Below are 22,935 nucleotides of genomic sequence, written 5' to 3'. Positions count from 1 at the left end.
CATTGATCTCGGCTGTACACAGATCCTGTGTCCACTGAAGATCAACTGGGAGCGGGCTTGCCCGCGAAGGCGATTTCAGTCGCGCAACGAAATCACTGGCCAGCCACGCTTCTCGGCCTCGGCCCGCAGATTCACGTCCGGATCGACAGCGATCGGATTCGTCACCTGTTCCAGCAACGGCAAGTCGTTCATCGAATCACTGTAGAAATAGCTGTCTTCCAGGTTATGGCCGGTCTCTTCGAGCCAGCGATTCAACCGGGTCACCTTGCCTTCACGGAAACATGGAACATCGGTGCTGCGCCCGCTGTAACGGCCGTCGATCATTTCGCATTCGGTGGCGATCAGGGTTTCAACGCCCAAACGTGCTGCAATGGGCCCGGTCACAAAGCGATTGGTGGCAGTGATGATCACCAGTTTATCGCCGGCCTCACGGTGTTTGGTCAGCAGTTCGATGGCCTTGGGCAGCACGATCGGTTCGATGCAGTCGCGCATATAGTCCAGGTGCCATTGATCCAGCGTGGCCATCTCTGTACGACCGAGGACCTCCAGGCAGAAGTTCAGGTACGCGTCGTTATCCAGCTTGCCGGCCAAGTAATCCTGATAGAACTCGTCGTTGCGTGCCTTGTAGGCGACGGCGTCGAGGAAACCGCGTTCACACAGGTAATCGCCCCAGGCGTGGTCACTGTCACCGCCCAGAAGCGTGTTGTCCAAGTCGAATAAAGCCAGCCGCATTGCAGTTACTCGCTGAAAAGTCTGTAGAAAGGTCTCCAGAATACGGACTTTTCACAAGAGTGCACATAAGGTAGGTCGGCTCGTTGCTGCTTTCACAACCTTTGTGGAACAATGCGGCGATATGCGTTTGCGAGGTTGTTGCCGTGATCGACCCCGATGGTTTCCGCCCCAATGTCGGGATCATTCTGACGAATGATGCCGGCCAGGTGCTATGGGCTCGCCGTATCAATCAAGATGCCTGGCAGTTTCCACAGGGAGGGATCAACCCCCAGGAGACGCCGGAAGACGCCTTGTACCGCGAGTTGAACGAAGAAGTGGGCCTGGAGCGCGAAGATGTTGAAATTCTCGCCTGCACCCGGGGCTGGTTGCGTTATCGTTTGCCGCAACGTCTGGTCAGGACGCACAGCCAACCGCTGTGCATCGGCCAGAAGCAGAAATGGTTTCTCCTGCGCCTGATCTCCAACGAGCAGCGGGTGCGGATGGATTTGACCGGTAAACCGGAATTCGATGGCTGGCGCTGGGTCAGTTATTGGTATCCGTTGGGCCAGGTGGTGACATTCAAGCGCGAGGTGTATCGACGCGCTCTCAAAGAGCTTGCCCCGCGCCTTTTAGCGCGCGACTGACGACGGAGTTCGACCCCGAGCCATGCTCAATACGCTGCGCAAGATCGTCCAGGAAGTTAACTCCGCCAAGGATCTCAAGGCGGCGTTGGGGATTATTGTGTTGCGCGTCAAAGAGGCCATGGGCAGCCAGGTCTGCTCGGTCTACCTGCTTGATCCAGAGACCAACCGCTTCGTGCTGATGGCCACCGAGGGCTTGAACAAGCGCTCGATCGGCAAGGTCAGCATGGCACCCAACGAAGGTCTGGTCGGTCTGGTCGGCACGCGTGAAGAACCCCTGAACCTCGAAAACGCCGCGGATCACCCGCGCTATCGTTACTTCGCCGAGACCGGTGAGGAACGCTACGCCTCGTTCCTCGGGGCGCCGATCATTCACCACCGTCGCGTCGTCGGCGTATTGGTCATTCAGCAAAAAGAACGCCGTCAGTTCGATGAAGGTGAAGAAGCCTTCCTCGTGACCATGAGCGCGCAACTCGCCGGCGTTATCGCCCACGCCGAGGCCACCGGTTCGATCCGTGGCCTGGGCCGTCAGGGCAAAGGTATCCAGGAAGCAAAGTTCGTCGGTGTACCGGGTTCGCCGGGCGCGGCGGTCGGAACCGCGGTTGTCATGCTGCCTCCGGCCGATCTGGACGTAGTGCCGGACAAGGCCATCTCCGACATCGATGCGGAACTCGGATTGTTCAAGACCGCCATCGAAGGCGTGCGCGCCGACATGCGTGCCTTGTCCGCCAAGCTGGCTACCCAGCTGCGGCCTGAAGAGCGGGCGCTATTCGACGTTTACCTGATGATGCTCGACGATGCCTCGCTCGGCAGCGAAATCACCACGGTGATCAAGACCGGTCAGTGGGCCCAGGGCGCACTGCGTCAGGTGGTCACCGACCACGTCAACCGTTTCGAATTGATGGACGACGCCTACCTGCGAGAGCGCGCCTCGGACGTCAAAGACCTCGGTCGGCGCTTGCTGGCTTATCTGCAGGAAGAGCGGCAGCAGACGCTGGTCTACCCCGACAACACCATTCTGGTCAGCGAAGAACTGACGCCGGCGATGCTCGGCGAGGTGCCGGAAGGCAAGCTGGTCGGCCTGGTGTCAGTACTCGGTTCCGGCAACTCCCACGTGGCGATCCTGGCGCGCGCCATGGGTATTCCAACGGTGATGGGCCTGGTCGACTTGCCGTATTCCAAGGTCGACGGCATCCAGATGATCGTCGACGGCTACCACGGGGAGGTCTATACCAACCCGAGTGATGTGCTGCGCAAGCAGTTCGCCGAGGTGGTCGAGGAAGAGAAACAACTGGCGCTCGGGCTGGATGCTTTGCGGGACCTGCCGTGCATAACGGTCGACGGTCACCGCATGCCGCTGTGGGTCAACACCGGCCTGCTGGCGGACGTGGCGCGGGCGCAGAAGCGCGGTGCCGAGGGCGTGGGACTGTACCGCACCGAGGTGCCGTTCATGATCAACCAGCGCTTCCCCAGCGAAAAGGAGCAGTTGGCGATCTATCGCGAACAACTCGCCGCGTTCCACCCGCAACCGGTGACCATGCGTACCCTGGACATTGGTGGCGACAAGGCGCTGTCGTACTTCCCGATCAAGGAAGACAACCCGTTCCTCGGCTGGCGCGGCATTCGCGTGACCCTCGATCACCCGGAAATCTTCCTGGTGCAGACCCGCGCCATGCTCAAGGCCAGCGAAGGCCTGAACAACCTGCGCATCCTGCTGCCGATGATCTCCGGCATCCACGAGCTGGAAGAAGCCTTGCACCTGATCCATCGGGCCTGGGGCGAAGTCCGCGATGAAGGCACCGACGTGCCGATGCCGCCGGTTGGCGTAATGATCGAGATTCCGGCGGCGGTGTATCAGACCAAGGAACTGGCGCGACAAGTAGACTTTCTGTCGGTCGGCTCCAACGACCTGACTCAGTACCTGCTGGCGGTGGACCGCAACAACCCGCGGGTGGCCGATCTCTACGACTACCTGCACCCGGCAGTGTTACAAGCCTTGCAGAGCGTGGTGCGCGATGCCCATGCCGAAGGCAAGCCCGTGAGTATCTGCGGCGAAATGGCGGGTGATCCGGCGGCGGCTGTGTTGTTGATGGCGATGGGTTTCGACAGCCTGTCGATGAACGCCACCAACTTGCCGAAAGTGAAGTGGATGTTGCGCCAGATCAACCTGAGCAAGGCCAAGGAGTTGCTGGCGGAACTGATGACCATCGACAACCCGCAAGTTATCCACAGCTCGTTGCAACTGGCGCTGAAGAATCTTGGGTTGGCGCGGATGATTAATCCGGCTTCGGTTAAAACCCTCTGAAACGCTGAGGGCCTCTTCGCGAGCAAGCCCGCTCCCACATTCGATCTTCAGTGAGCACATTATTTGTGAACACCAGAGACCAAATGTGGGAGCGGGCTTGCTCGCGAAAGCGTCAGCACTGACAACGCCTGATTAAATCCTGACTTCCACTTCCCCCAAATGCCCCCCATACGGCCCGAAACTCCTTTCGACCATATGCCGCACCCCATCCGCCTGAACAATCAATGCCGTGCTCGCCCGAGTCCCGTAAGTCGGGCTCTTGATAAACACGCTCGACAACAACGTCTCGGTGGCCTGCCCCACGCCAGTGTCCGGCAATTCGGCAAGCGGCGCCGTCTGCGGATCGCTGAGCAAGGCCAATAGCGCCTGCGGCTGCGGAGCGCCCAACACCTCGCTCAATGCTGCCTTGGCTTTGAGCACTTTCGGCCACGGCGTATCCAGCCCCGCGTTCGATAACCCATAAATGCCCGGTTTGAGCATGACCGCCTCTGTCTCCCGAGCGTTGAAGTGCCATAACTCGTGGGCATTGCCGAGCAACAGATTAAATCCGGCATATTCAGGTGAGCGTCCGACAACATCCTTTAAATAGTCGTCAATCGACATGTCCCCGCTGAGAAACTGCGCCACCAGTTCGCCTCGCGATTTGCGCGCTGGCGGTTGAAGGGGATCACGGATATTGGTCAGCGCGGCGAAGCGCCCGTGGGCGCCGACACCGAGCCACGTACCGCCAGCTTCAAGGTCGCGACCGGCGTACACGTGCGGGGCTTGCGGCCATTGCGCCAGGGGCAGGCTGGGCCGGGCATAGAATTCATCGCGGTTGGCCGCCACGATCAGCGGCTGGGCGTGGCCCGGTCGCCAGGCAAAAACAATCAGGCACATAAGGTGGTCCTTGTGTGTTTTTTGCTCACTCTACGCAGACATCGCTCATCGATCCATCGCCATCCACAGTGGAGCCCGAGGCCATGCTTCCGTTACCATGCCGCTCCTGAATCGGGATGCTTGGGGATGTGGCCATGGAATTTCTGCTCTATCTGGCGCTGGGCGCCTGTGCGGGCGTGCTGGCCGGGCTGTTCGGGGTAGGCGGTGGGATTATTATTGTCCCGGTGCTGGTGTTCAGTTTCACTTTGCAGGGATTTGATGCGTCGATCCTGACGCATTTGGCAGTCGGCACCTCTTTGGCGACGATCATCTTTACGTCGATCAATGCGATTCGCGAGCACCATCGCCGCGGCGCCGTGCGTTGGCCGATTTTTGCCTGGATGACATTCGGCATTCTGATCGGTGCCGGTTTCGGCGCATTGACTGCCGAAGCGATTTCCGGACCACATTTGCAGAAGATCATTGGTGTATTCGCGCTGACCATCGCCGTTCAACTCGCTTTGGACTTCAAGCCCAAGGCCAGCCGAACGGTGCCCGGTAAAGTCGGTCTGACCGTGGCTGGCAGTGTCATTGGCTGGGCCTCGGCGATTTTCGGAATCGGCGGCGGCTCGTTGACCGTGCCGTTCCTGACCTGGCGCAGCGTGCCGATGCAGCAAGCGGTGGCCACTTCGTCGGCCTGTGGCCTGCCAATCGCCTTGGCCAGTGCATTAAGTTTCATGATTCTGGGGTGGCACGATCCACTGCTGCCGGCCCATAGTCTCGGTTTTGTTTATTTGCCGGCGCTGCTGGGGATCGCCCTGACCAGCATGGTTTTCGCCCGCCTCGGTGCGCGACTGGCCCACGCGCTGTCGCCGCGCTTGCTGAAAAGACTGTTTGCCGCTTTGCTGTTTTGCGTCGGCTTGAGCTTCCTGCTCTGACGCGTGGCGCAATCCTGGCTTAATCCTGGCGTGACAGGGTCGCCCCGGGAATTTGAAGATTTCAACTCTAACGAGGAGTCGCAATGCTGCCTTACCCGCAGATCGACCCGGTGGCCCTGGCCATCGGTCCGCTGAAAATCCACTGGTATGGTCTGATGTACCTGATCGGCATCGGCGGCGCATGGTGGCTGGCGTCCCGTCGGCTGAACCGCTTCGACCCGACCTGGAGCAAAGAGAAACTCTCCGACATGGTGTTCTGGATGTCGATGGGCGTCATCGTGGGTGGCCGTTTGGGTTATGTGCTGTTTTACGACCTGAGCGCCTACATCGCCAACCCGCTGCTGATCTTCGAAGTGTGGAAGGGCGGCATGTCGTTCCATGGCGGGTTTATCGGTGTGATGCTGGCGGCGTTGTGGTTCGGTAAAAAGAACGGCAAGTCGTTCTTCGAGCTGATGGACTTCGTCGCGCCGATGGTGCCGATCGGCCTGGGTGCCGGGCGCATCGGTAACTTCATCAACGCCGAGTTGTGGGGCAAGGCGACCGACGTGCCGTGGGCGATGGTCTTCCCGACCGATCCGGCGCAACTGGCGCGTCACCCGTCGCAGCTGTACCAGTTCGCGCTGGAAGGCGTGGCGCTGTTCGCGATTCTCTGGCTGTTCTCGCGCAAGCCGCGGCCGACCATGGCGGTGTCCGGGATGTTCGCGCTGTTCTATGGCATCTTCCGCTTCATCGTCGAATTCTTTCGCGTGCCGGACGCGCAACTGGGTTATCTGGCGTGGAACTGGCTGACCATGGGCCAAGTGCTGTGCGTACCGATGATCGTCGGCGGGCTGTTCCTGATCTGGCTGGCTTATCGACGCGCCCCGGCGGCTCCCGCTGCTGCTGTATAAAAAGCAGGCGCTATACATTCGAACCCCGGGGGCTTTGGCCCCGGGTTCAAGGACACAGGTAATTCATGAAGCAATATCTCGAACTGGTCGCCCACGTCATCAAGAACGGCACCAAACAGGCCAACCGCACCGGCGTGAACACCATCAGCTTTCCGGGCGCGATGCTGCGCTTCGATCTGCAGGAAGGTTTTCCGGCGATCACCACTCGCAAAATGGCCTTCAAATCCGCCATCGGCGAAATGTGCGGTTTTCTGCGCGGGGTGAACAACGCCGCCGAATTCCGTGCGCTGGGCTGCAAGGTCTGGGACCAGAACGCCAACGAAAATGCGCAGTGGCTGGCCAACCCGTTCCGTCAGGGCGAAGACGATCTCGGCGAGATCTACGGCGTGCAATGGCGCAAATGGCCGGCGTACAAGCAGATCCCGGTCAGTAACCAGGCCGCCATCGAGCAGACGTTGAGCCAGGGTTATCGTCAAATCGCCGAGGGCTCCGAGGCCGGTCAGGCCTACGTGGTGCTGTACAAGGCGATCGACCAGATCCGCCAATGCGTGGACACCATCATCAAGGACCCGGGCAGCCGCCGCATTCTGTTCCACGGCTGGAACGTTGCGCAGCTCGATGAAATGGCTCTGCCGCCGTGCCACTTGCTGTATCAGTTCCATCCGAATGTCGAGACCAAAGAGATTTCTTTGACCCTCTACATCCGCTCCAACGATCTGGGCCTGGGCACACCGTTCAACCTCACCGAAGGCGCCGCGCTGCTGAGCCTGATTGGTCGCCTGACCGGTTACACACCGCGCTGGTTCACCTATTTCATCGGCGACGCCCACGTCTACGAAAACCATTTGGACATGCTCAACGAACAGCTCAAGCGCGAGCCGTTCCCGCAGCCGAAACTGGTGATCAGTGATCGCGTGCCGGAGTTTGCCAAGACCGGTGTTTATCAGCCGGAATGGCTGGAGCAGATCGAGCCGAGTGATTTCTCGCTGGAAGGCTACGAGCACCACGCACCGATGACCGCGCCGATGGCGGTCTAGTCCCTCCTGATCGTTCCCACGCTCTGCGTGGGAATGAATCCCGTGACGCTCTGCGTCACAGTGGACGCGGAGCGTCCATGGCTGCATTCCCACGCAGAGCGTGGGAACGATCATTGACCGCTAATGGCCGTGACTGCGCCCGACATGGGAATGCTCAACCTCCGTCGCCACAACCCCGCCACTCACTTCCAGCCGCTGCAAAATCCCGCACTGATCGATATCCGGCCCTTCGCTGCAGCGTTGGCGCAGGTCGAGCAGTTGTGTCTGCAAGGCCAGCAAACCGTCGATTCGTGCCTTCACATGGTGGATGTGTTCGTCGATCAACGCGTTGACGTTTTCGCATTGATCCTGCGGGCTATCGCGCAGGGCCAGCAGGCTGCGGATTTCCTCGAGGGTCATGTCCAGCGTGCGGCAGTTGCGGATGAAGGTCAGGCGCTCTGCGTGGGCCTGGGTATAGACGCGGTAATTGCCGTCGCTGCGGGCCGGCTCCGGCAGGAGGTTTTCGCGCTCGTAGTAGCGAATGGTTTCCACTGCGCAGTCGGTGAGTTTCGCCAGTTCTCCGATTTTCATCGCGACAATCTCCAGAAGGGTGCTTGACCCTATAGTGGCTACAGGGTCTTTACTTGGCAACAGGCACCTTCATGGACGCGACCAATGAGTGATTCTTTGCACACCCACAAACCCGAGGCTGGGCACAGCCACAAGCTACAGCCTGTACAGAAGCATGATCATGGCAGCCACGGGGATTCCTGCTGTTCCTCGAAGGCGGCGGCACCTTCGCGGATTTTGTTGAGCGAGACGCCGACCGCTGGCGCGCGGCTAAGCAGTTTCCGCATCGAGGCGATGGACTGCCCGACTGAGCAGACGCTGATCCAGAACAAACTGGGGAAGCTTTCGGGTGTGCAGCAACTGGAATTCAACCTGATCAACCGGGTGTTGGGCGTGACCCATGACCTGCCGAGCACCACGCCGATCATCGAAGCAATCAAGTCTCTCGGCATGCACGCCGAGCCGATGGAGCAGAGCGCTGAAACGCCAGCGTCGAGCCCTGAACCTGTGCAAAAGCCCTGGTGGCCGCTGGCGCTGTCCGGCGTCGGGGCGCTGGCCGCCGAGCTGATCCACTTCACCAATGCGGCACCGAACTGGGTGGTGGCGGTTATCGCGCTGATTTCGATCCTCAGCGGTGGCCTCAGCACCTACAAAAAGGGCTGGATTGCCCTGAAAAACCTCAACCTGAACATTAACGCGCTGATGAGCATCGCAGTGACCGGTGCGATCCTGATCGGCCAATGGCCGGAAGCGGCGATGGTGATGTTCCTGTTCACCGTGGCCGAGTTGATCGAGGCCAGGTCCCTGGACCGGGCACGCAACGCCATCGGCGGGCTGATGCAGATGGCCCCCGAGCAAGCCACGGTTCAGCAGGCCGACGGCAGCTGGGTCGCACGACCGGTTAAAAGCATCGAACTGGGTGCACGGGTGCGGGTGCGTCCCGGTGAGCGGATCGGTCTGGACGGCGAAGTGCTGTCCGGCAACTCGACCATCGATCAGGCGCCGATTACCGGCGAAAGCCTGCCGGTGGAGAAAACCGTCGGAGACAAGGTGTTCGCCGGCACCATCAACCAGTCCGGTTCGCTGGAATATACCGTGACTGCCGCAGCGAACAATTCGACCCTGGCGAGGATTATCCACGCCGTGGAACAGGCTCAGGGTGCGCGGGCGCCGACCCAGCGTTTCGTCGACGCCTTCTCGAAAATCTACACCCCGGCGGTGTTCATCCTGGCCTTGGCCGTGGCGGTGATCCCGCCGCTGTTCATGGACGCGTTGTGGTTCGACTGGATCTACCGGGCGCTGGTGTTGCTGGTGGTCGCCTGCCCGTGTGCCTTGGTGATTTCCACCCCGGTGACCATCGTCAGCGGCCTCGCGGCGGCGGCGCGCAAAGGGATTCTGGTCAAGGGCGGCGTCTATCTGGAGCACGGCCACAAACTCGATTACCTGGCTCTCGACAAGACCGGCACCCTCACTCACGGTAAACCGGTGCAGACCGACTATGTGTCCCTCGACCCAACCGCTGATGAAACAGCCCCGGCCGTTGCGGCGGCACTGGCCGGGCGCTCGGATCACCCTGTGTCGCTGGCCATTGCCAATGCGGCTGTGGATGCAGTTGTCGACAGCCAACGCGCGCCGCTGATTGTGGATAACTTCGAAGCCCTGGCCGGTCGTGGTGTGCGCGGCGAGATCAACGGTGAGCTCTACCACTTGGGCAACCATCGCCTGGTGGAAGATTTGGGCCTGTGTTCACCAGCGCTGGAAGAGAAACTGTTTGCTCTGGAGAAACAGGGCAAATCCGTGGTGCTGTTGCTCGACAAGTCCGGTCCACTGGCATTGTTTGCCGTAGCAGACACAGTGAAAGCGTCCAGTCGCGAAGCGATCCAGCAACTGCATGAGTTGGGCATCAAAACCCTGATGTTGACCGGCGACAACGTTCATACCGCTCAGGCCATCGCCGCCCACGTGGGCATCGATCAGGCGCAGGGCGATCTGTTGCCGACCGAGAAGCAGCAGGCCATTGAAACGCTTTATGCCCAGGGCCATCGGGTCGGAATGGTCGGCGACGGCATCAACGACGCCCCGGCACTGGCGCGGGCCGAAATCGGTTTCGCCATGGCGGCCGCCGGTACCGATACTGCGATTGAAACCGCTGATGTCGCCCTGATGGACGATGATCTACGCAAGATTCCGGCCTTCATCCGCCTATCGCGGCAGACTTCGAATATCCTCAAACAGAACATCGCTCTGGCATTGGTCATCAAAGCGATCTTTCTTGGGGTAACCTTCGCCGGGATTGCCACCATGTGGATGGCGGTGTTCGCTGACATGGGCGTGAGCTTGTTGGTGGTGTTCAATGGTTTGCGCCTGTTGCGTAAATAGACGGGCGGGAAGATGACAGCTGTCGAGGCTGAAGCCTTCGAGCAGGATCTGTTGTGTGCCGTCCGTTTGCGGATGCAGTGCCGATGATCGATCTCGGTATCTTGAAAGGCAAGGCTGTCGAGTTGTTGTCCCGCAACGCTTGATGACTTGTCTGACGGGCGATAGGGAAAGCCCGCATGGAACCCACTGTCGAAAAGGTTCAGGCTGAGTTTTTCGACAAGGAACGCTTGGATGCGTTATCTAAAAGTCATTGCACAGGACCCAAGCGGTTCGGGTCAGCCGGATAGCCTTCATTTCCGGTTTTATGAAGGTGAACAGTTGTTGCGCGAAGCGACAGCGCTAGAACGGCAACGACTTAAGGCACTAGGTGCGACTTATTCAAAGTGCGCTTGGTACAACACGGGTGAAAGCGAGGAGCGGCACCTGCGGATTTTTTCGCTGAACCCTTCCGTCGACGGCACACCGGAATCGGTGCGACTGCATTTTCACGAGGGCCCGACAATCATTTACAAGGCTGCGGTCCATGATCTTGATAACGATGGTGCATTCGAGGTGATACTGAGCGGCGATGTGGACAATGACGGATATGCCAATCGTACGGATCGGAACCGGGTCAGGGCGTTGGTGCGGGAATTTTTGACGGTCGGCTGGTAGCGTTCACTCCGATTTCGAGTCGCGGCCATCGCGAGCAGGCTCACTCCCACAGGGATTTGGTGCTGGAACATTCATCTGTGATCAGACGCAGATCCAATGTGGGAGTGAGCCTGCTCGCGATGGTGTCAGCCCAGACAAAACAAGTGTTCCGGCCATTACAGTTGCTGCGCCAACACCTCAATCTGCTCTTGGCGCTCCGCCTGACTCAACTTCGAATGCGGATTGAGCGACGACCACTGCGGATGCGCCCGCGCCTTGTTCAGCGCATCCGGCAGTTTCCCTTCGCGCCAGGTTTTGTCCTGCGGCGTGGCGACCTGAATGCTGTCCATCGCCGCATGCCCACGGGAATTCAGAGCCTGCAGCAATTGTCGCTGGCGCAAGGCCAACAGCCGTAATACGCCGTCGTCGACGGTCAGTTCTCGCTGCCCTTTGATTTTTCCCAGCAGGCGGCTGCCGTAACTGCGGGCGGTTTGCAGGGCGCCGCCGGCAATTGCTCCGGCCAGTGCCGCGGCGCCGAGGGTCAGGCCGCCCACCAGCAAATCAACCCCGGCCCCGGCCGCCGCGCCGGCTGCGATACCGCCGCCGACCCGCACACCGAGCTGCTTCAGGGTTTCCGGGTTGAACAGGTCATCGCCCCAGCGGCCATCGAGCAACGGCAAGTCACTGGCCGCCGCATCTTGTGGGCGGAAGGCGTAGAGCTTGAGCAAAGCCTCGACGCAGCGTTGTTCGCGCTGACGCACGGCTTTGCGCAGTTCGCTGATCGCTTGCTGTTCCTGCGCCGCCTCGCTGACCACACTGCGGCGGCAGGCGGCGCAATCGATCAATAAATCGGCAATCAGCCGCGCTGCACTTTGCTGACGGACCAGGCGTTGGGCCTGCTGGTCGGCGATCAAGCGCTCCAGTTGTTCGCGGGAGTTTTCCAGCAGCAGCGCGAGGCTTTCATAGAGTCGGCGTTCGCCATCTTCCGGTGGCGCGACGCTGTCGAAACGCACCAATGCATGCAAACCCAATCGCGCCAGGGCTTCGCGCCAATCAGGTTCGCGATGCTGGGCGCTGCTGACAAAATTCAACACCGGCAGCAGCGGTTTTCCGCAACTGGCCAACACTTCCAGTTCGTCGCGGTACTTGGCCAGCACCGGCTCCCGGGCGTCGATCACATAAAGGCCGGCGTCCGAGGCGAGCAATTGCCGCAGCACTTTGGCTTCCTGTTCGAAGCGCTGCCGGGCTTCGCTGCTCTCAAGAAAACGCGTCAGTCGTGCCGGGCCGTCGAGGCGTTCGCCGGGCCGTTCCAGGCGCTCAAGGTAGTCGAGCAGGGCGATTGCATCTTCCAGGCCGGGAGTGTCGAAGAGATCGAGCAACGGTTCGCCATCTACCGATAATCGCGCGCCTTCGACGTGGCGAGTGGTGCTGGGCCGATGGGACACTTCGCCGAAGCCGACGTCTCGTGTCAGCGTTCGCAGCAATGAAGTTTTGCCGACATTGGTATGACCGACCACGGCGAGCTTTAATGGCTTATTCCACACATCAGTCATGACCCGTCTCCAGCCAGTTCAACGGCGCGCAATCGGCGAAGGGCAGGTCAAGTTGTCGTAGCGCAACATGCCAGTCGCCCAGGCGTTCGGCATCCAGCGCTTCGCCGGGCGGCGCTTGCAGCAACCACACACGGGTGGCGCTGGCGCTGCGGGCCAGTTCGGCGATCAGCGCCAGGCTGCCACGGTCCGGCGAACGCCGTGGGTCGCAGGCGATGGCCAGACGGGCCGGGGGAAAGCGACTCAGCTGTTCGAGCAGTTTGTGCCGGGATTCACGGCTGTCGAGGACGCCGGCGTTGTTGACGTTTTTCGGCAGCTGCGGCGGCCAGGGGCGTTGGTCGTCCAGTTCGATGGCCACCAACAGCGCGCCATCGCTTTGCAGATCGCTGGCAGTGTTTTCAACCCGATGAAGCTGCGCAGGCGCGGCATCGTTGATGCCCAGTCGTTCGCTGGTGGGCATCAGCCGTTCGCGCAACTGGGCGTAGCCGGGCAGGTTCAGATCCAAATGCAGGGTTGCTTGACCGGTTTTCCAGCGCCACAGGCAGAACAATGCGAGCAACAATCTCGGTAAAACGCCGTACACCAGCAGCACCCCAACCAGCCACCCCGCCCAGGCCTGGCGGGCGCTTTCGATGTTCAGCGCGGCATCGCCGCTGGCGCGGATCATCTCCACACTGGGCACACTGAAACCGAGCAAGGCCGGCAAGGCACCGAGGGCTTGGGTCATGGCGACGAAGGTGTCGCCGCCGAGAATAGTGGTCTCCCAGACGAAGCCGTAGCGCCGGGTCGCCATCAGCGTCAGCACCATCACCAAGGCGCTGAGCATCGCCAGCAACCACAATCCGTTGACCAGCACGCCCAGCGCCCAACGATTGAGCTTCTGCCGTTGCAGCAACAGCAGCAGAGCTGGCGCCAGTTGCGCAGCGTTGGCATCGCGGGCGAGTTTTTCACTGAGCCACAGCCATAATCGTCCGAGGGCGGCACCCTGCTCGCCGGCAAACACCAGACCCAGGGCCCAGCTCAGCAATAAAATCAGATTCAGTCCGAGCAGGCTGCCCAACGCCCAGAACACATTGACCGGGGTCTGGCCATCGCCCAATGCGGCAAACGCCAGGCCGGCGCCGCTGATCACGGCCAGAACAGTCAGCACAATCAGCGCCAATCGTGCGCCTTGCAGCCAATGTTTGAGGGCGTGGGTCTGTCCGTCGCGCTCGGCCAGCCACAGGGCGCGGCGTTGAATGCGCGTCGGCAGATCGCCGCCGGCGCTACGGGCGATTCGATTGGCTTCCAGATCGTCCAGGGGGCCGGCGTGTTCTTCACGCAGACGCACGGTTTCGCTCAGCCAGAGGTTTTGCAGTGGAGTCAGTTCAGTCACGCGGCATCCCGTCGCTTAATTGAGCGGTGAGCATAACCGCTGTGACGCTTATCGGGGTAAGGGAGGCTCTGGTATCCTCGCCGACATGACTAAATCACCCCCCCTCAGCCTGATCGCAGCCCTCGGTGAAAACCGTGTGATCGGCGTCGACAACAGCATGCCCTGGCACTTGCCGGGGGACTTCAAATACTTCAAGGCCACCACCCTCGGCAAGCCGATCATCATGGGTCGCAAGACCTGGGATTCCCTCGGTCGACCGCTGCCCGGCCGGTTGAACATCGTGGTCAGCCGTCAGACGGATCTGCAGCTGGAAGGCGCGGAAGTTTATCCGTCGCTGGAGGCAGCAGTGGTTCGCGCCGAGGAATGGGCGAACGAGCAAGGCGTCGATGAGGTGATGTTGATTGGCGGGGCGCAGTTGTATGCGCGAGGGTTGGCACAGGCTGATCGGCTGTACCTGACCCGCGTGGCGCTGAGCCCGGAAGGGGATGCGTGGTTTCCGGAGTTTGATTTGAACCAGTGGAAACTGGTATCGAATGTTCCGAATCCGGCGGAGGGTGATAAGCCGGCGTATAGCTTTGAGGTGTGGGAAAAAGCCTGAAAGCTTCGCGGGCAAGCCTCGCTCCTACAGGGTTGTGGTGACCACTAGGTGATCGACACAGATCCTGTAGGAGCGAGGCTTGCCCGCGAAGAGGCCCGCTCAGACGATAAAAGTCTTAAGCGTGAGCCAACGCCCCATGCTCATCCGCCTCCAGCAATTCCTTATCCGTCTGCTGCATCACCTGGCTGTTAATCGCCCCCGCCGTAATCGAACCACTGACGTTCAACGCCGTACGCCCCATATCGATCAGCGGCTCAACCGAAATCAGCAACGCCACCAGTGACACCGGCAAGCCCATGGCCGGCAGCACGATCAACGCGGCGAACGTCGCGCCACCACCGACCCCGGCCACACCGGCCGAACTCAGCGTCACAATCTCCACCAACGTTGCGATCCACAGCGGGTCCAGCGAGTAACAGCTTGAAAACTAATGAATTAATATCGAAAACGTATGGTTGCTGTCGTTTTTGGAATAAGCCAGTGTCGTTGTCAGGGATGCAGCTGGCGCAATAGGAACGCGGGCGGTCGCTGACAGACGAGGACTGTCACACTTATTTGTTAGCGTCGATTTCTTTGAATCAGGGAGAAACGCCGATGAAACTCGCACCGAAATTTCTGGCTGCCGCACTTGGATTGGGTTTGAGCCTGGGCCTTGCCGGCCAGGTATTCGCTACCGATTTGAAGCACTGGCCAGCCGATCAGGCCAAAGCGCTGGACGCGATGATCGCGGCCAATGCCAACAAGGGTAACTTCGCGGTGTTCGACATGGACAACACCAGTTACCGCTACGACCTCGAAGAGTCCTTGTTGCCGTTCATGGAAAACAAAGGCCTGATCACCCGCGAGAGCCTCGATCCCTCCCTGAAACTGATGCCGTTCAAGGACACGGCCGACCATAAGGAAAGCCTGTTCAGCTACTACTATCGCCTCTGCGAAATCGACGACATGGTGTGCTATCCATGGGTCGCCCAAGTGTTTTCCGGCTTCACGCTTCAAGAGCTCAAGGGCAATGTCGATGAGCTGATGGCGTCCGGAAAACCGGTGCCGAGCACTTATTACGATGGCGATGTGGTCAAGACCATCGACGTCAACCCGCCGAAAATCTTCACCGGCCAGAAAGAGCTCTACAACAAGCTGATGGAGAATGGCATCGAGGTTTATGTGATGACCGCCGCCTCCGAAGAACTGGTGCGCATGGTCGCTTCCGATCCGAAATACGGCTACAACGTCAAACCGCAGAACGTGATTGGCGTGAGCCTGTTGCTCAAGGACCGCAAGACCGGCGAGTTGACCACCGCACGCAAGCAGGTCACCGCTGGCAAGTATGATGAGAAGGCCAATCTGGGCCTCGAATTGACCCCGTACCTGTGGACCCCGGCCACCTGGATGGCCGGTAAGCAGTCGGCGATCCTGACGTATATCGATGAATGGAAAAAACCGGTCCTCGTGGGCGGCGATACCCCGACCAGCGATGGCTACATGTTGTTCCACAGCGTCGACGTGTCCAAGGGCGGCATCCATTTGTGGGTCAACCGCAAAGACAAGTACATGACGCAGATTAACGGCATGATGGCCAAAAACGCAGCAGCCCAGGCGAAAGAAGGGTTGGCAGTGACGGCGGACAAGAACTGGGTGATCGTGAAACCGGAAGAGATTCAGTAAGACCGAGTTGTGGCATTCGCGGGCAAGCCTCGCTCCCACAGGGATCCTCGGTGATGATCGTTCCCACGCTCTGCGTGGGAATGCAGCCCGTGACGCTCCGCGTCACTGGACGCAGAGCGTCCCTTGAGGCATTCCCACGCGGGAGCGTGGGAACGATCAGCCCCGCACTTGGCGGGGCATTTTTGTTTCTGCGACTGACGCTTACAGCCCGTCGAGCATCGCCTTGTTACGTACCGCACCCTTGTCGGCGCTGGTGGCCAACAGCGCATAGGCTTTCAGCGCAGTGGTCACTTTACGTGGACGCACTTCCACCGGTTTCCAGCCTTTCTTGTCCTGCTCGGCACGGCGCGCGGCCATTTCTTCATCGCTGATCAACAGGTTGATCGAGCGGTTCGGAATGTCGATCAGAACTTTGTCGCCATCCTGCACCAGACCGATCGCGCCACCGGCAGCGGCTTCTGGCGAAGCGTGGCCAATGGACAGGCCCGAAGTGCCGCCAGAGAAGCGGCCATCGGTGAGCAGGGCGCAGGCTTTGCCCAGGCCTTTGGATTTCAGGTAAGACGTTGGGTACAGCATTTCCTGCATGCCCGGGCCGCCTTTCGGGCCTTCGTAACGAATGATCACGATGTCGCCGGCCTTCACTTCGTCGGCGAGGATGCCGCGTACGGCGCTATCCTGGCTTTCGAAGATCTTCGCATTGCCTTCGAAGACGTGAATCGACTCGTCGACGCCGGCGGTTTTCACCACGCAACCGTCCAGAGCGATGTTGCCGTACAGAACGGCCAGGCCGCCTTCTTTCGAGTAAGCATGTTCGACACTGCGGATGCAGCCGTTTTCACGGTCGTCATCCAGGGTTTCCCAACGGGTCGACTGGCTGAACGCGGTTTGCGTCGGAATGCCCGCCGGACCGGCCTTGAAGAAGTGATGCACGGCTTCGTCGGTGGTCTGGGTGATGTCCCACTTGGCGATACCTTCGGCCATGGTCTTGCTGTGCACGGTCGGCAGGTCGGTGTGCAGAAGGCCGCCACGGGCCAGGGAGCCGAGGATGCTGAAGATCCCGCCGGCACGGTGCACGTCTTCCATGTGGTATTTCTGGATGTTCGGCGCGACCTTGCACAATTGCGGTACATGGCGGGAGAGACGGTCGATGTCGCGCAGGTCGAAATCGATCTCGGCTTCCTGGGCCGCGGCCAGCAAGTGCAGGATGGTGTTGGTGGAACCGCCCATGGCGATGTCCAGGGTCATGGCGTTTTCGAACGCCTTGAAGTTGGCGATGTTGCGCGGCAACACTGACTCATCGTTCTCGCCGTAGTAACGCTTGCACAGCTCGACGATGGTGCGGCCGGCCTGCAGGAACAGTTGTTCGCGGTCGCTGTGGGTGGCCAGGGTCGAACCGTTGCCCGGCAATGCCAGGCCCAGGGCTTCAACCAGGCAGTTCATCGAGTTGGCGGTGAACATGCCGGAGCAGGAGCCGCAAGTAGGGCAGGCGCTACGCTCGTACTCAGCGACTTTCTCGTCAGATGCGCTGGAGTCGGCGGCGATCACCATGGCATCGACCAGGTCGAGACCGTGGCTGGCCAGTTTGGTCTTGCCGGCTTCCATCGGGCCGCCGGACACGAAGATCACCGGGATGTTCAGGCGCAGAGACGCCATCAACATGCCAGGGGTGATCTTGTCGCAGTTGGAGATGCACACGATGGCGTCGGCGCAGTGGGCGTTGACCATGTATTCGACGGAGTCGGCGATGATCTCGCGGCTCGGCAGCGAATAGAGCATGCCGTCGTGGCCCATGGCGATGCCGTCATCCACGGCGATGGTGTTGAATTCTTTGGCGACGCCGCCGGCCCGTTCGATTTCGCGAGCGACCAGTTGCCCCAGATCCTTGAGGTGCACATGGCCTGGAACGAACTGGGTAAAGGAGTTGGCAATGGCGATGATCGGCTTCTTGAAGTCGTCATCTTTCATCCCCGTGGCGCGCCACAGTGCGCGGGCACCGGCCATGTTGCGGCCGTGGGTGGATGTTTTCGAGCGGTAATCAGGCATGAAGCACTCCGGGCGGCTAATCAGGTATCAAAAGGGAAGTGAGCTTCTATTGACGTCTGGAACACTCAGAAATGGCCGTGTGTCCGGAAGTTGCCGATAACTTTGCGGGATCGCCGCGCGCTTCAGCTTGAGCTCATAAACCCGCCGGGGGATGACTGGCGATGAATCTCGCGATTCTACACCGCTGGCGGCTGGAGGGAATGCCGGAAACTGTTGATCCAGCGCTGATGGGGCGTGTGGGGTGACGATCGGCGGGTTACTACCCGATATCGAGTGCCTGTTTATTCCGTTGGATGATCAATGCATTCAGTCCAAGGCCTGCGAAGCTCGATGTCAGAAAGCACAGGGCTAATGTCGTGGTCAGGTCTTCGGGCGATAGATTGATCACCGCGCTGATCACGCCGCCGCACATGAAGATCAACACGGCGCCGACCGAGGTCGATGTTCCGGCGTATTGCGGGTGGATATCCATGGCTTTGCAATTGACGACTGGCCTGACAATGGTGGTTCCGATCGTGCAAATAAGCATGGATACCAGGACCGTGACGGCAGAGAGGCCGAAGTGGCGAGTCAGCCATAGCATCAACACACCTGAAGCAGCGATCAGCACCAGGCCAATAATGATCTGGGTATTGGCTTGCAGGTGTCGATGCAAAACGCTGGCTACACCGCCGCCGCCCACATAGGCAACGCCATACAGCAGCAACGCCCAGGCGAACTCATACGGTGAAAGGGTCAGGTTCTCCATGAAAATATTGGGTGAAGTGACGATGAACGAGAAATGACAGGCGAAGGCCAAGGCTGAAATCAGCCGATAGCTCATGAAGCGAGCATCCGAACACACATACCCGTAAACACGGAAAAATCCCCCCTTCGATGCCGTGCGGCTAGACGAGGATTCCTTGAGTAGCAAACAAGCACTTAACCCGCCAAAAACGGCTAGCGTGACAAACACATAAAAGCTGCCTTGCCAGCCAAACTGCAATTGCAGCCAAGTCCCCAGCAGCGGGGAAATTGAAATGAAGACGCCGCCCGCGGTCACCATCCAGATCCTGAGCCGCTGCCTTTCATGGCCGATGAATAAATCCTGCACCAGCGCCTGTGACAGCGAGAAGGACCCGCAACCGATCGCCTGGACCACACGAAAAACCAGAAACCAGCTGTATTCGCGAGAAACTGCGCATCCAACCGCGCCAATGGCCGCGATGGCGATCCCTCCCAGCAACAGCTTTTTGCGGCCCCACCTATCCGAAAGCGGCCCCACCAGCATCACGGAAAACGCCAGGCTGATGGCAAACACGCTGACGGAGAGGGCAACATCGGGCGGCGAGGTCTGGAAATAGACCGACATGTCGGGAAAGGAAGGAAGAACCACGTCCAATGGGAAAACACCCAGCAGTGTCATGGTCATCAGCAACAGGACGATTAACGGCTTTTCTTGGGTGTTTTTGGCGTGGGTCATCAATCAACGCGCTCGTTCCGTGAGGGGGGGACGAGGATTGATTTGACGAAGAGGCAAGTCAATGCAGGCGAGCGTAGGCCCTTTCTGAATCTGTTGTAGGAGCAGCCGGCCGACGCTCGATTGCTCCTACAGGAGGGGGTTAGCTGTTTGGCAGCAGACGGCAGGTGATGCTCTTGATGTAACGAGTCTCGGCAATCGCCGGGTGTACAGGGTGGTCCGGGCCCTGGCCGCCGCGCTCCAGCATCTGGATATTGCGGTCCAGGTGACGGGCGCTGGTCAGCAGAATGTTCTGCAGATCGTCTTCCGGCAGGTGCATCGAGCACGATGCGCTGACCAGGATGCCGTCCTTGCTCAGCAGGCGCATGGCTTGCTCGTTCAGGCGACGGTAGGCGCCTTCACCGTTTTTCATGTCTTTCTTGCGTTTGATGAAGGCAGGAGGGTCGGCCACGATGACGTCGAAACGTTCTTCGCTGGCTTTCAGTTCCTTCAGGGCTTCGAACACGTCGCCTTCGATGCAGGTCATTTTTTCGGCGAAACCGTTCAGAGCGGCGTTGCGCTCGACGCCGTCAAGGGCGAAGGCCGACGCATCGACGCAGAACACTTCACTGGCGCCGAAGGCTGCCGCTTGAACGCCCCAGCCGCCGATGTAGCTGTACAAGTCCAGTACGCGTTTGCCTTTGGCATAAGGTGCCAGGCGCGCGCGGTTCATACGGTGGTCGTAGAACCAGCCGGTTTTCTGCCCCTGGATGACGGGCGCTTCGAATTTCACGCCGTTCTCTTCCAGCGCAACCCACTCGGGCACGAGGCCGAATACGGTTTCGACGTAGCGGTTGAGGCCTTCGGCATCACGGGCGGCGGAGTCGTTCTTGAACAGAATGCCGCTTGGCTTGAGCACTTGGGTCAGTGCCGCGATCACGTCATCTTTGTGAGCTTCCATGGTCGCCGAGGCGATCTGGACTACCAGGATATCGCCGAAACGGTCGACCACCAGGCCTGGCAGCAGATCGGAATCGCCGTAGACCAGACGATAGAACGGCTTGTCGAACAGGCGATCGCGCAGGGACAGGGCAACATTCAGGCGATGCACCAGCAGCGACTTGTCCAGCGGCAACTTGATGTCGCGCGACAGCAAGCGTGCGCAGATCAGGTTGTTCGGGCTCATGGCAACGATGCCCAGCGGCTTGCCGCCGGCGGCTTCGAGGATCGCCTGATCGCCGGCCTTGAAACCGTGCAAAGGGGTGGCGGCTACATCGATTTCGTTGCTGTAGACCCACAGGTGGCCGTTTCGCAGGCGACGGTCGGCGTTGGCTTTGAGGCGCAGGCTAGGCAGGGACATGACGTCGCTCCGGAAAAAAGAGCGGGAGTATAGCGTGTTGAGGGAGTGGCGGGTTTGGTGGTCGATGAAACGCGGATGAGGCCTGTAGGAGCGGGCTTGCCCGCGAAAGCGGTATGTCAGGCAACATCAATGTTGACTGGTACCGCCGCTTTCGCGGGCAAGCCCGCTCCTACAGGGTTAGAATCCCCGCCTGACCCGGAGTGCGTACTTATGTCCCAAGAGCTGACGACCGAACAGATTCAACAGTCCCTGCAAGGCATCAGCGTGCCGCCCCAGCCGCAGATCATGGTGGATCTGCAGATGGAGCAGTACATGCCCGACCCGGACCTGGAAGTGATCGCGAAGCTGATCTCCCAGGACCCAGGCCTTTCCGGCGCCTTGCTGAAAATCGTCAACTCGCCGTACTACGGCTTGAGTAACAAAATCACCGCGATCCAGCGGGCAGTGAACCTGTTGGGCAGCCGTTCGATCATCAACCTGATCAATGCGCAGTCGATCAAGGGCGAGCTGAACGACGACGCCATCGTCACCCTCAACCGTTTCTGGGACACGGCGCAGGACGTGGCGATGACATGCCTGACCCTGGCCAAACGCGTCGGTGTCCAGGCCGGCGATGAAGCCTATGCGCTGGGCCTGTTCCACGATTGCGGCATCCCGCTGATGCTCAAGAAATTCCCCGATTACATGAAAGTGCTGGAACAGGCCTATGGCAACGCCAGTGCCGAATGCCGTGTGGTGGATACCGAGAACAGGCAATACAACACCAACCACGCCGTGGTCGGGTATTACACCGCCAAATCCTGGCGCCTGCCGGAACATGTCACCCAGGCCATTGCCAACCATCACAACGCCCTGGCCATTTTCAGCGATGAGTCGTCGCGCAACACGCCGCTGAAAAACCTGCTGGCGATCCTGAAGATGGCCGAGCACATTTGCGCCTCCTTCCGGGTGCTGGGCAACCAGTCCGAAGACCATGAATGGAACAGTGTCGGGCCCTTGGTGCTCGATTACATGGGTCTATCGGAATACGATTTCGAAACCCAGAAACAAGAAATTCGCGACCTCTCCACGCGTTGAGTGTCGAACCTTCGCCTGATTCGAGAACCCCATGCCTGAACTGCCGGAAGTCGAAACCACCCGCCGCGGAATTGCACCGCACCTGGAAGGCCAGCGTGTCAGCCGGGTGATCGTGCGTGAGCGCCGTCTGCGCTGGCCGATCCCCGAAGACCTGGATGTGCGCCTGTCCGGCCAGCGCATCGTGCTGGTGGAACGGCGCGCCAAGTACCTGCTGATCAACGCCGAAGTCGGCACGCTGATCAGTCATTTGGGGATGTCGGGGAATCTGCGGCTGGTGGAAGTCGGCATGCCGGCGGCCAAGCATGAGCATGTGGACATCGAACTGGAATCGGGCCTGGCGCTGCGTTACACCGACCCGCGACGGTTTGGGGCGATGCTCTGGAGTCTCGATCCGCTGAACCATGAACTGCTGATTCGCCTGGGGCCGGAGCCGTTGACCGATCTGTTTGACGGCGAGCGCCTGTTCCAGCAATCCCGCGGACGCTCCATGGCGGTCAAGCCGTTCATCATGGACAACGCGGTGGTGGTCGGCGTCGGCAATATCTATGCGACTGAAGCGCTGTTTGCGGCCGGCATCGACCCGCGCCGTGAAGCCAAGAGCATTTCCCGGGCGCGCTATTTGAAGCTGGCGATCGAGATCAAGCGCATCCTGGCCGCCGCTATCGAACGCGGCGGCACCACGCTGCGGGATTTCATCGGCGGTGACGGTCAACCGGGTTATTTCCAGCAGGAACTGTTCGTGTACGGCCGTGGTGGTGAACACTGCAAGGTCTGTGGCACAGGGCTGCGGGAGGTCAAACTGGGGCAGCGCGCCAGTGTTTTTTGTCCGCGCTGTCAGAGCTGATATCGGCTACGGTCTATAGTCAGTGTTCTCACTGCCTAGCCGAAGGA

At 60.0% G+C, this 22,935-nt stretch carries 19 protein-coding genes and 1 pseudogene; 11 read left to right on the top strand and 9 right to left on the bottom strand.

Features of this window, described 5'->3' with window-relative positions:
* Positions 1-75 precede the first annotated feature (75 nt).
* Positions 76-732, bottom strand: coding sequence for an HAD family hydrolase (locus tag MEB48_RS20125; protein ID WP_237885686.1), 657 nt, complete (start codon positions 730-732; stop codon positions 76-78).
* Positions 733-875: 143 nt separating this feature from the next.
* Between MEB48_RS20125 and MEB48_RS20120 the strand changes: the two genes are divergently transcribed.
* Positions 876-1,355 (top strand): RNA pyrophosphohydrolase, encoded by a 480-nt coding sequence (locus MEB48_RS20120; RefSeq protein ID WP_007897732.1) that lies wholly within the window; start codon positions 876-878, stop codon positions 1,353-1,355.
* 22 nt (positions 1,356-1,377) lie between these two features.
* The gene (ptsP, locus tag MEB48_RS20115) at positions 1,378-3,657 is read left to right on the top strand and encodes a phosphoenolpyruvate--protein phosphotransferase (RefSeq protein WP_237885685.1); all 2,280 of its coding nucleotides are present in this window, start codon (positions 1,378-1,380) and stop codon (positions 3,655-3,657) included.
* A gap of 132 nt (positions 3,658-3,789) precedes the next feature.
* On the opposite strand, the gene MEB48_RS20110 is transcribed toward ptsP, so the two are convergent.
* A complete protein-coding gene (locus MEB48_RS20110; protein WP_237885684.1) occupies positions 3,790-4,536 on the bottom strand; it encodes an NRDE family protein in 747 nt (248 codons plus the stop codon).
* Between the two features lie 134 nt (positions 4,537-4,670).
* On the opposite strand from MEB48_RS20110, the gene MEB48_RS20105 reads away from it, so the two are divergent.
* The 3 genes from MEB48_RS20105 to MEB48_RS20095 all read left to right on the top strand — a co-directional run bounded on the left by MEB48_RS20105 (position 4,671) and on the right by MEB48_RS20095 (position 7,380).
* Positions 4,671-5,453 (top strand): sulfite exporter TauE/SafE family protein, encoded by a 783-nt coding sequence (locus MEB48_RS20105; protein WP_237885683.1) that lies wholly within the window; start codon positions 4,671-4,673, stop codon positions 5,451-5,453.
* Positions 5,454-5,536: 83 nt separating this feature from the next.
* Positions 5,537-6,343, top strand: coding sequence for a prolipoprotein diacylglyceryl transferase (gene lgt, locus MEB48_RS20100; protein WP_237885682.1), 807 nt, complete (start codon positions 5,537-5,539; stop codon positions 6,341-6,343).
* A gap of 65 nt (positions 6,344-6,408) precedes the next feature.
* Positions 6,409-7,380, top strand: coding sequence for a thymidylate synthase (locus MEB48_RS20095; protein WP_237885681.1), 972 nt, complete (start codon positions 6,409-6,411; stop codon positions 7,378-7,380).
* Between the two features lie 120 nt (positions 7,381-7,500).
* Here MEB48_RS20095 and cadR read toward each other — a convergent pair whose 3' ends face one another.
* Positions 7,501-7,950 (bottom strand): Cd(II)/Pb(II)-responsive transcriptional regulator, encoded by a 450-nt coding sequence (gene cadR / locus MEB48_RS20090; RefSeq protein WP_007897786.1) that lies wholly within the window; start codon positions 7,948-7,950, stop codon positions 7,501-7,503.
* A gap of 84 nt (positions 7,951-8,034) precedes the next feature.
* Between cadR and MEB48_RS20085 the strand changes: the two genes are divergently transcribed.
* Positions 8,035-10,308, top strand: a complete 2,274-nt coding sequence (locus MEB48_RS20085) for a heavy metal translocating P-type ATPase (protein WP_237885680.1) — start codon at positions 8,035-8,037, stop codon at positions 10,306-10,308.
* A 231-nt stretch (positions 10,309-10,539) separates the two neighbouring features.
* Complete coding sequence (locus MEB48_RS20075; protein ID WP_237885679.1) at positions 10,540-10,962, top strand: hypothetical protein; 423 nt, start codon at positions 10,540-10,542, stop codon at positions 10,960-10,962.
* A 155-nt stretch (positions 10,963-11,117) separates the two neighbouring features.
* Here the strand turns inward: MEB48_RS20075 and MEB48_RS20070 are convergent, their stop codons facing one another.
* Together MEB48_RS20070 and MEB48_RS20065 are read right to left on the bottom strand one after the other, a co-directional pair.
* Positions 11,118-12,494: a GTPase/DUF3482 domain-containing protein gene (locus MEB48_RS20070; RefSeq protein ID WP_237885678.1), complete on the bottom strand. Its 1,377-nt coding sequence runs from the start codon at positions 12,492-12,494 to the stop codon at positions 11,118-11,120.
* Positions 12,487-13,866 carry a DUF2868 domain-containing protein gene (locus tag MEB48_RS20065; protein WP_237885677.1) on the bottom strand — a complete coding sequence of 460 codons (1,380 nt, stop codon included), beginning with the start codon at positions 13,864-13,866 and terminating at the stop codon, positions 12,487-12,489. Before MEB48_RS20065 ends, MEB48_RS20070 begins: the two co-directional genes overlap by 8 nt.
* Positions 13,867-13,951: 85 nt before the next feature.
* On the opposite strand from MEB48_RS20065, the gene MEB48_RS20060 reads away from it, so the two are divergent.
* Positions 13,952-14,464 (top strand): dihydrofolate reductase, encoded by a 513-nt coding sequence (locus MEB48_RS20060; protein ID WP_237885676.1) that lies wholly within the window; start codon positions 13,952-13,954, stop codon positions 14,462-14,464.
* A 115-nt stretch (positions 14,465-14,579) separates the two neighbouring features.
* On the opposite strand, the pseudogene MEB48_RS20055 reads toward MEB48_RS20060, so the two are convergent.
* Positions 14,580-14,873: pseudogene (locus MEB48_RS20055) on the bottom strand (cation:dicarboxylate symporter family transporter); the annotation flags it as partial.
* A gap of 185 nt (positions 14,874-15,058) precedes the next feature.
* On the opposite strand from MEB48_RS20055, the gene MEB48_RS20050 reads away from it, so the two are divergent.
* Complete coding sequence (locus MEB48_RS20050) at positions 15,059-16,126, top strand: haloacid dehalogenase-like hydrolase (protein WP_237885675.1); 1,068 nt, start codon at positions 15,059-15,061, stop codon at positions 16,124-16,126.
* A gap of 201 nt (positions 16,127-16,327) precedes the next feature.
* Here MEB48_RS20050 and ilvD read toward each other — a convergent pair whose 3' ends face one another.
* The 3 genes from ilvD to MEB48_RS20035 all read right to left on the bottom strand — a co-directional run bounded on the left by ilvD (position 16,328) and on the right by MEB48_RS20035 (position 20,967).
* A complete protein-coding gene (gene ilvD / locus MEB48_RS20045; RefSeq protein ID WP_237885674.1) occupies positions 16,328-18,169 on the bottom strand; it encodes a dihydroxy-acid dehydratase in 1,842 nt (613 codons plus the stop codon).
* A 259-nt stretch (positions 18,170-18,428) separates the two neighbouring features.
* Positions 18,429-19,631: an MFS transporter gene (locus MEB48_RS20040; RefSeq protein WP_237885673.1), complete on the bottom strand. Its 1,203-nt coding sequence runs from the start codon at positions 19,629-19,631 to the stop codon at positions 18,429-18,431.
* 139 nt (positions 19,632-19,770) lie between these two features.
* Positions 19,771-20,967 (bottom strand): class I SAM-dependent rRNA methyltransferase, encoded by a 1,197-nt coding sequence (locus tag MEB48_RS20035; protein WP_017341306.1) that lies wholly within the window; start codon positions 20,965-20,967, stop codon positions 19,771-19,773.
* A gap of 264 nt (positions 20,968-21,231) precedes the next feature.
* On the opposite strand from MEB48_RS20035, the gene MEB48_RS20030 reads away from it, so the two are divergent.
* Both MEB48_RS20030 and mutM read left to right on the top strand, forming a co-directional pair.
* Positions 21,232-22,044 (top strand): HDOD domain-containing protein, encoded by an 813-nt coding sequence (locus MEB48_RS20030; RefSeq protein ID WP_176466876.1) that lies wholly within the window; start codon positions 21,232-21,234, stop codon positions 22,042-22,044.
* A gap of 31 nt (positions 22,045-22,075) precedes the next feature.
* The gene (mutM, locus tag MEB48_RS20025; protein WP_038980934.1) at positions 22,076-22,888 is read left to right on the top strand and encodes a bifunctional DNA-formamidopyrimidine glycosylase/DNA-(apurinic or apyrimidinic site) lyase; all 813 of its coding nucleotides are present in this window, start codon (positions 22,076-22,078) and stop codon (positions 22,886-22,888) included.
* Positions 22,889-22,935: the final 47 nt, after the last annotated feature.

Source organism: Pseudomonas sp. PGPR40 (genome assembly GCF_022014505.1).
In the GTDB taxonomy this organism is placed as follows: Bacteria; Pseudomonadota; Gammaproteobacteria; order Pseudomonadales; family Pseudomonadaceae; genus Aquipseudomonas.
Note: the sequence above shows the minus strand (reverse complement) of the source record. Positions and strands in the feature narration are given on the sequence as shown.

Coding starts and splice junctions, on each gene's coding strand:
- MEB48_RS20125 (WP_237885686.1), bottom strand. CDS start 732: ATGCGGCTGGCTTTATTCGACTTGGACAACACGCTTCTGGGCGGTGAC.
- ptsP (WP_237885685.1), top strand. CDS start 1,378: ATGCTCAATACGCTGCGCAAGATCGTCCAGGAAGTTAACTCCGCCAAG.
- MEB48_RS20110 (WP_237885684.1), bottom strand. CDS start 4,536: ATGTGCCTGATTGTTTTTGCCTGGCGACCGGGCCACGCCCAGCCGCTG.
- MEB48_RS20105 (WP_237885683.1), top strand. CDS start 4,671: ATGGAATTTCTGCTCTATCTGGCGCTGGGCGCCTGTGCGGGCGTGCTG.
- lgt (WP_237885682.1), top strand. CDS start 5,537: ATGCTGCCTTACCCGCAGATCGACCCGGTGGCCCTGGCCATCGGTCCG.
- MEB48_RS20095 (WP_237885681.1), top strand. CDS start 6,409: ATGAAGCAATATCTCGAACTGGTCGCCCACGTCATCAAGAACGGCACC.
- cadR (WP_007897786.1), bottom strand. CDS start 7,950: ATGAAAATCGGAGAACTGGCGAAACTCACCGACTGCGCAGTGGAAACC.
- MEB48_RS20085 (WP_237885680.1), top strand. CDS start 8,035: ATGAGTGATTCTTTGCACACCCACAAACCCGAGGCTGGGCACAGCCAC.
- MEB48_RS20075 (WP_237885679.1), top strand. CDS start 10,540: ATGCGTTATCTAAAAGTCATTGCACAGGACCCAAGCGGTTCGGGTCAG.
- MEB48_RS20070 (WP_237885678.1), bottom strand. CDS start 12,494: ATGACTGATGTGTGGAATAAGCCATTAAAGCTCGCCGTGGTCGGTCAT.
- MEB48_RS20060 (WP_237885676.1), top strand. CDS start 13,952: ATGACTAAATCACCCCCCCTCAGCCTGATCGCAGCCCTCGGTGAAAAC.
- MEB48_RS20050 (WP_237885675.1), top strand. CDS start 15,059: ATGAAACTCGCACCGAAATTTCTGGCTGCCGCACTTGGATTGGGTTTG.
- ilvD (WP_237885674.1), bottom strand. CDS start 18,169: ATGCCTGATTACCGCTCGAAAACATCCACCCACGGCCGCAACATGGCC.
- MEB48_RS20040 (WP_237885673.1), bottom strand. CDS start 19,631: ATGACCCACGCCAAAAACACCCAAGAAAAGCCGTTAATCGTCCTGTTG.
- MEB48_RS20035 (WP_017341306.1), bottom strand. CDS start 20,967: ATGTCCCTGCCTAGCCTGCGCCTCAAAGCCAACGCCGACCGTCGCCTG.
- mutM (WP_038980934.1), top strand. CDS start 22,076: ATGCCTGAACTGCCGGAAGTCGAAACCACCCGCCGCGGAATTGCACCG.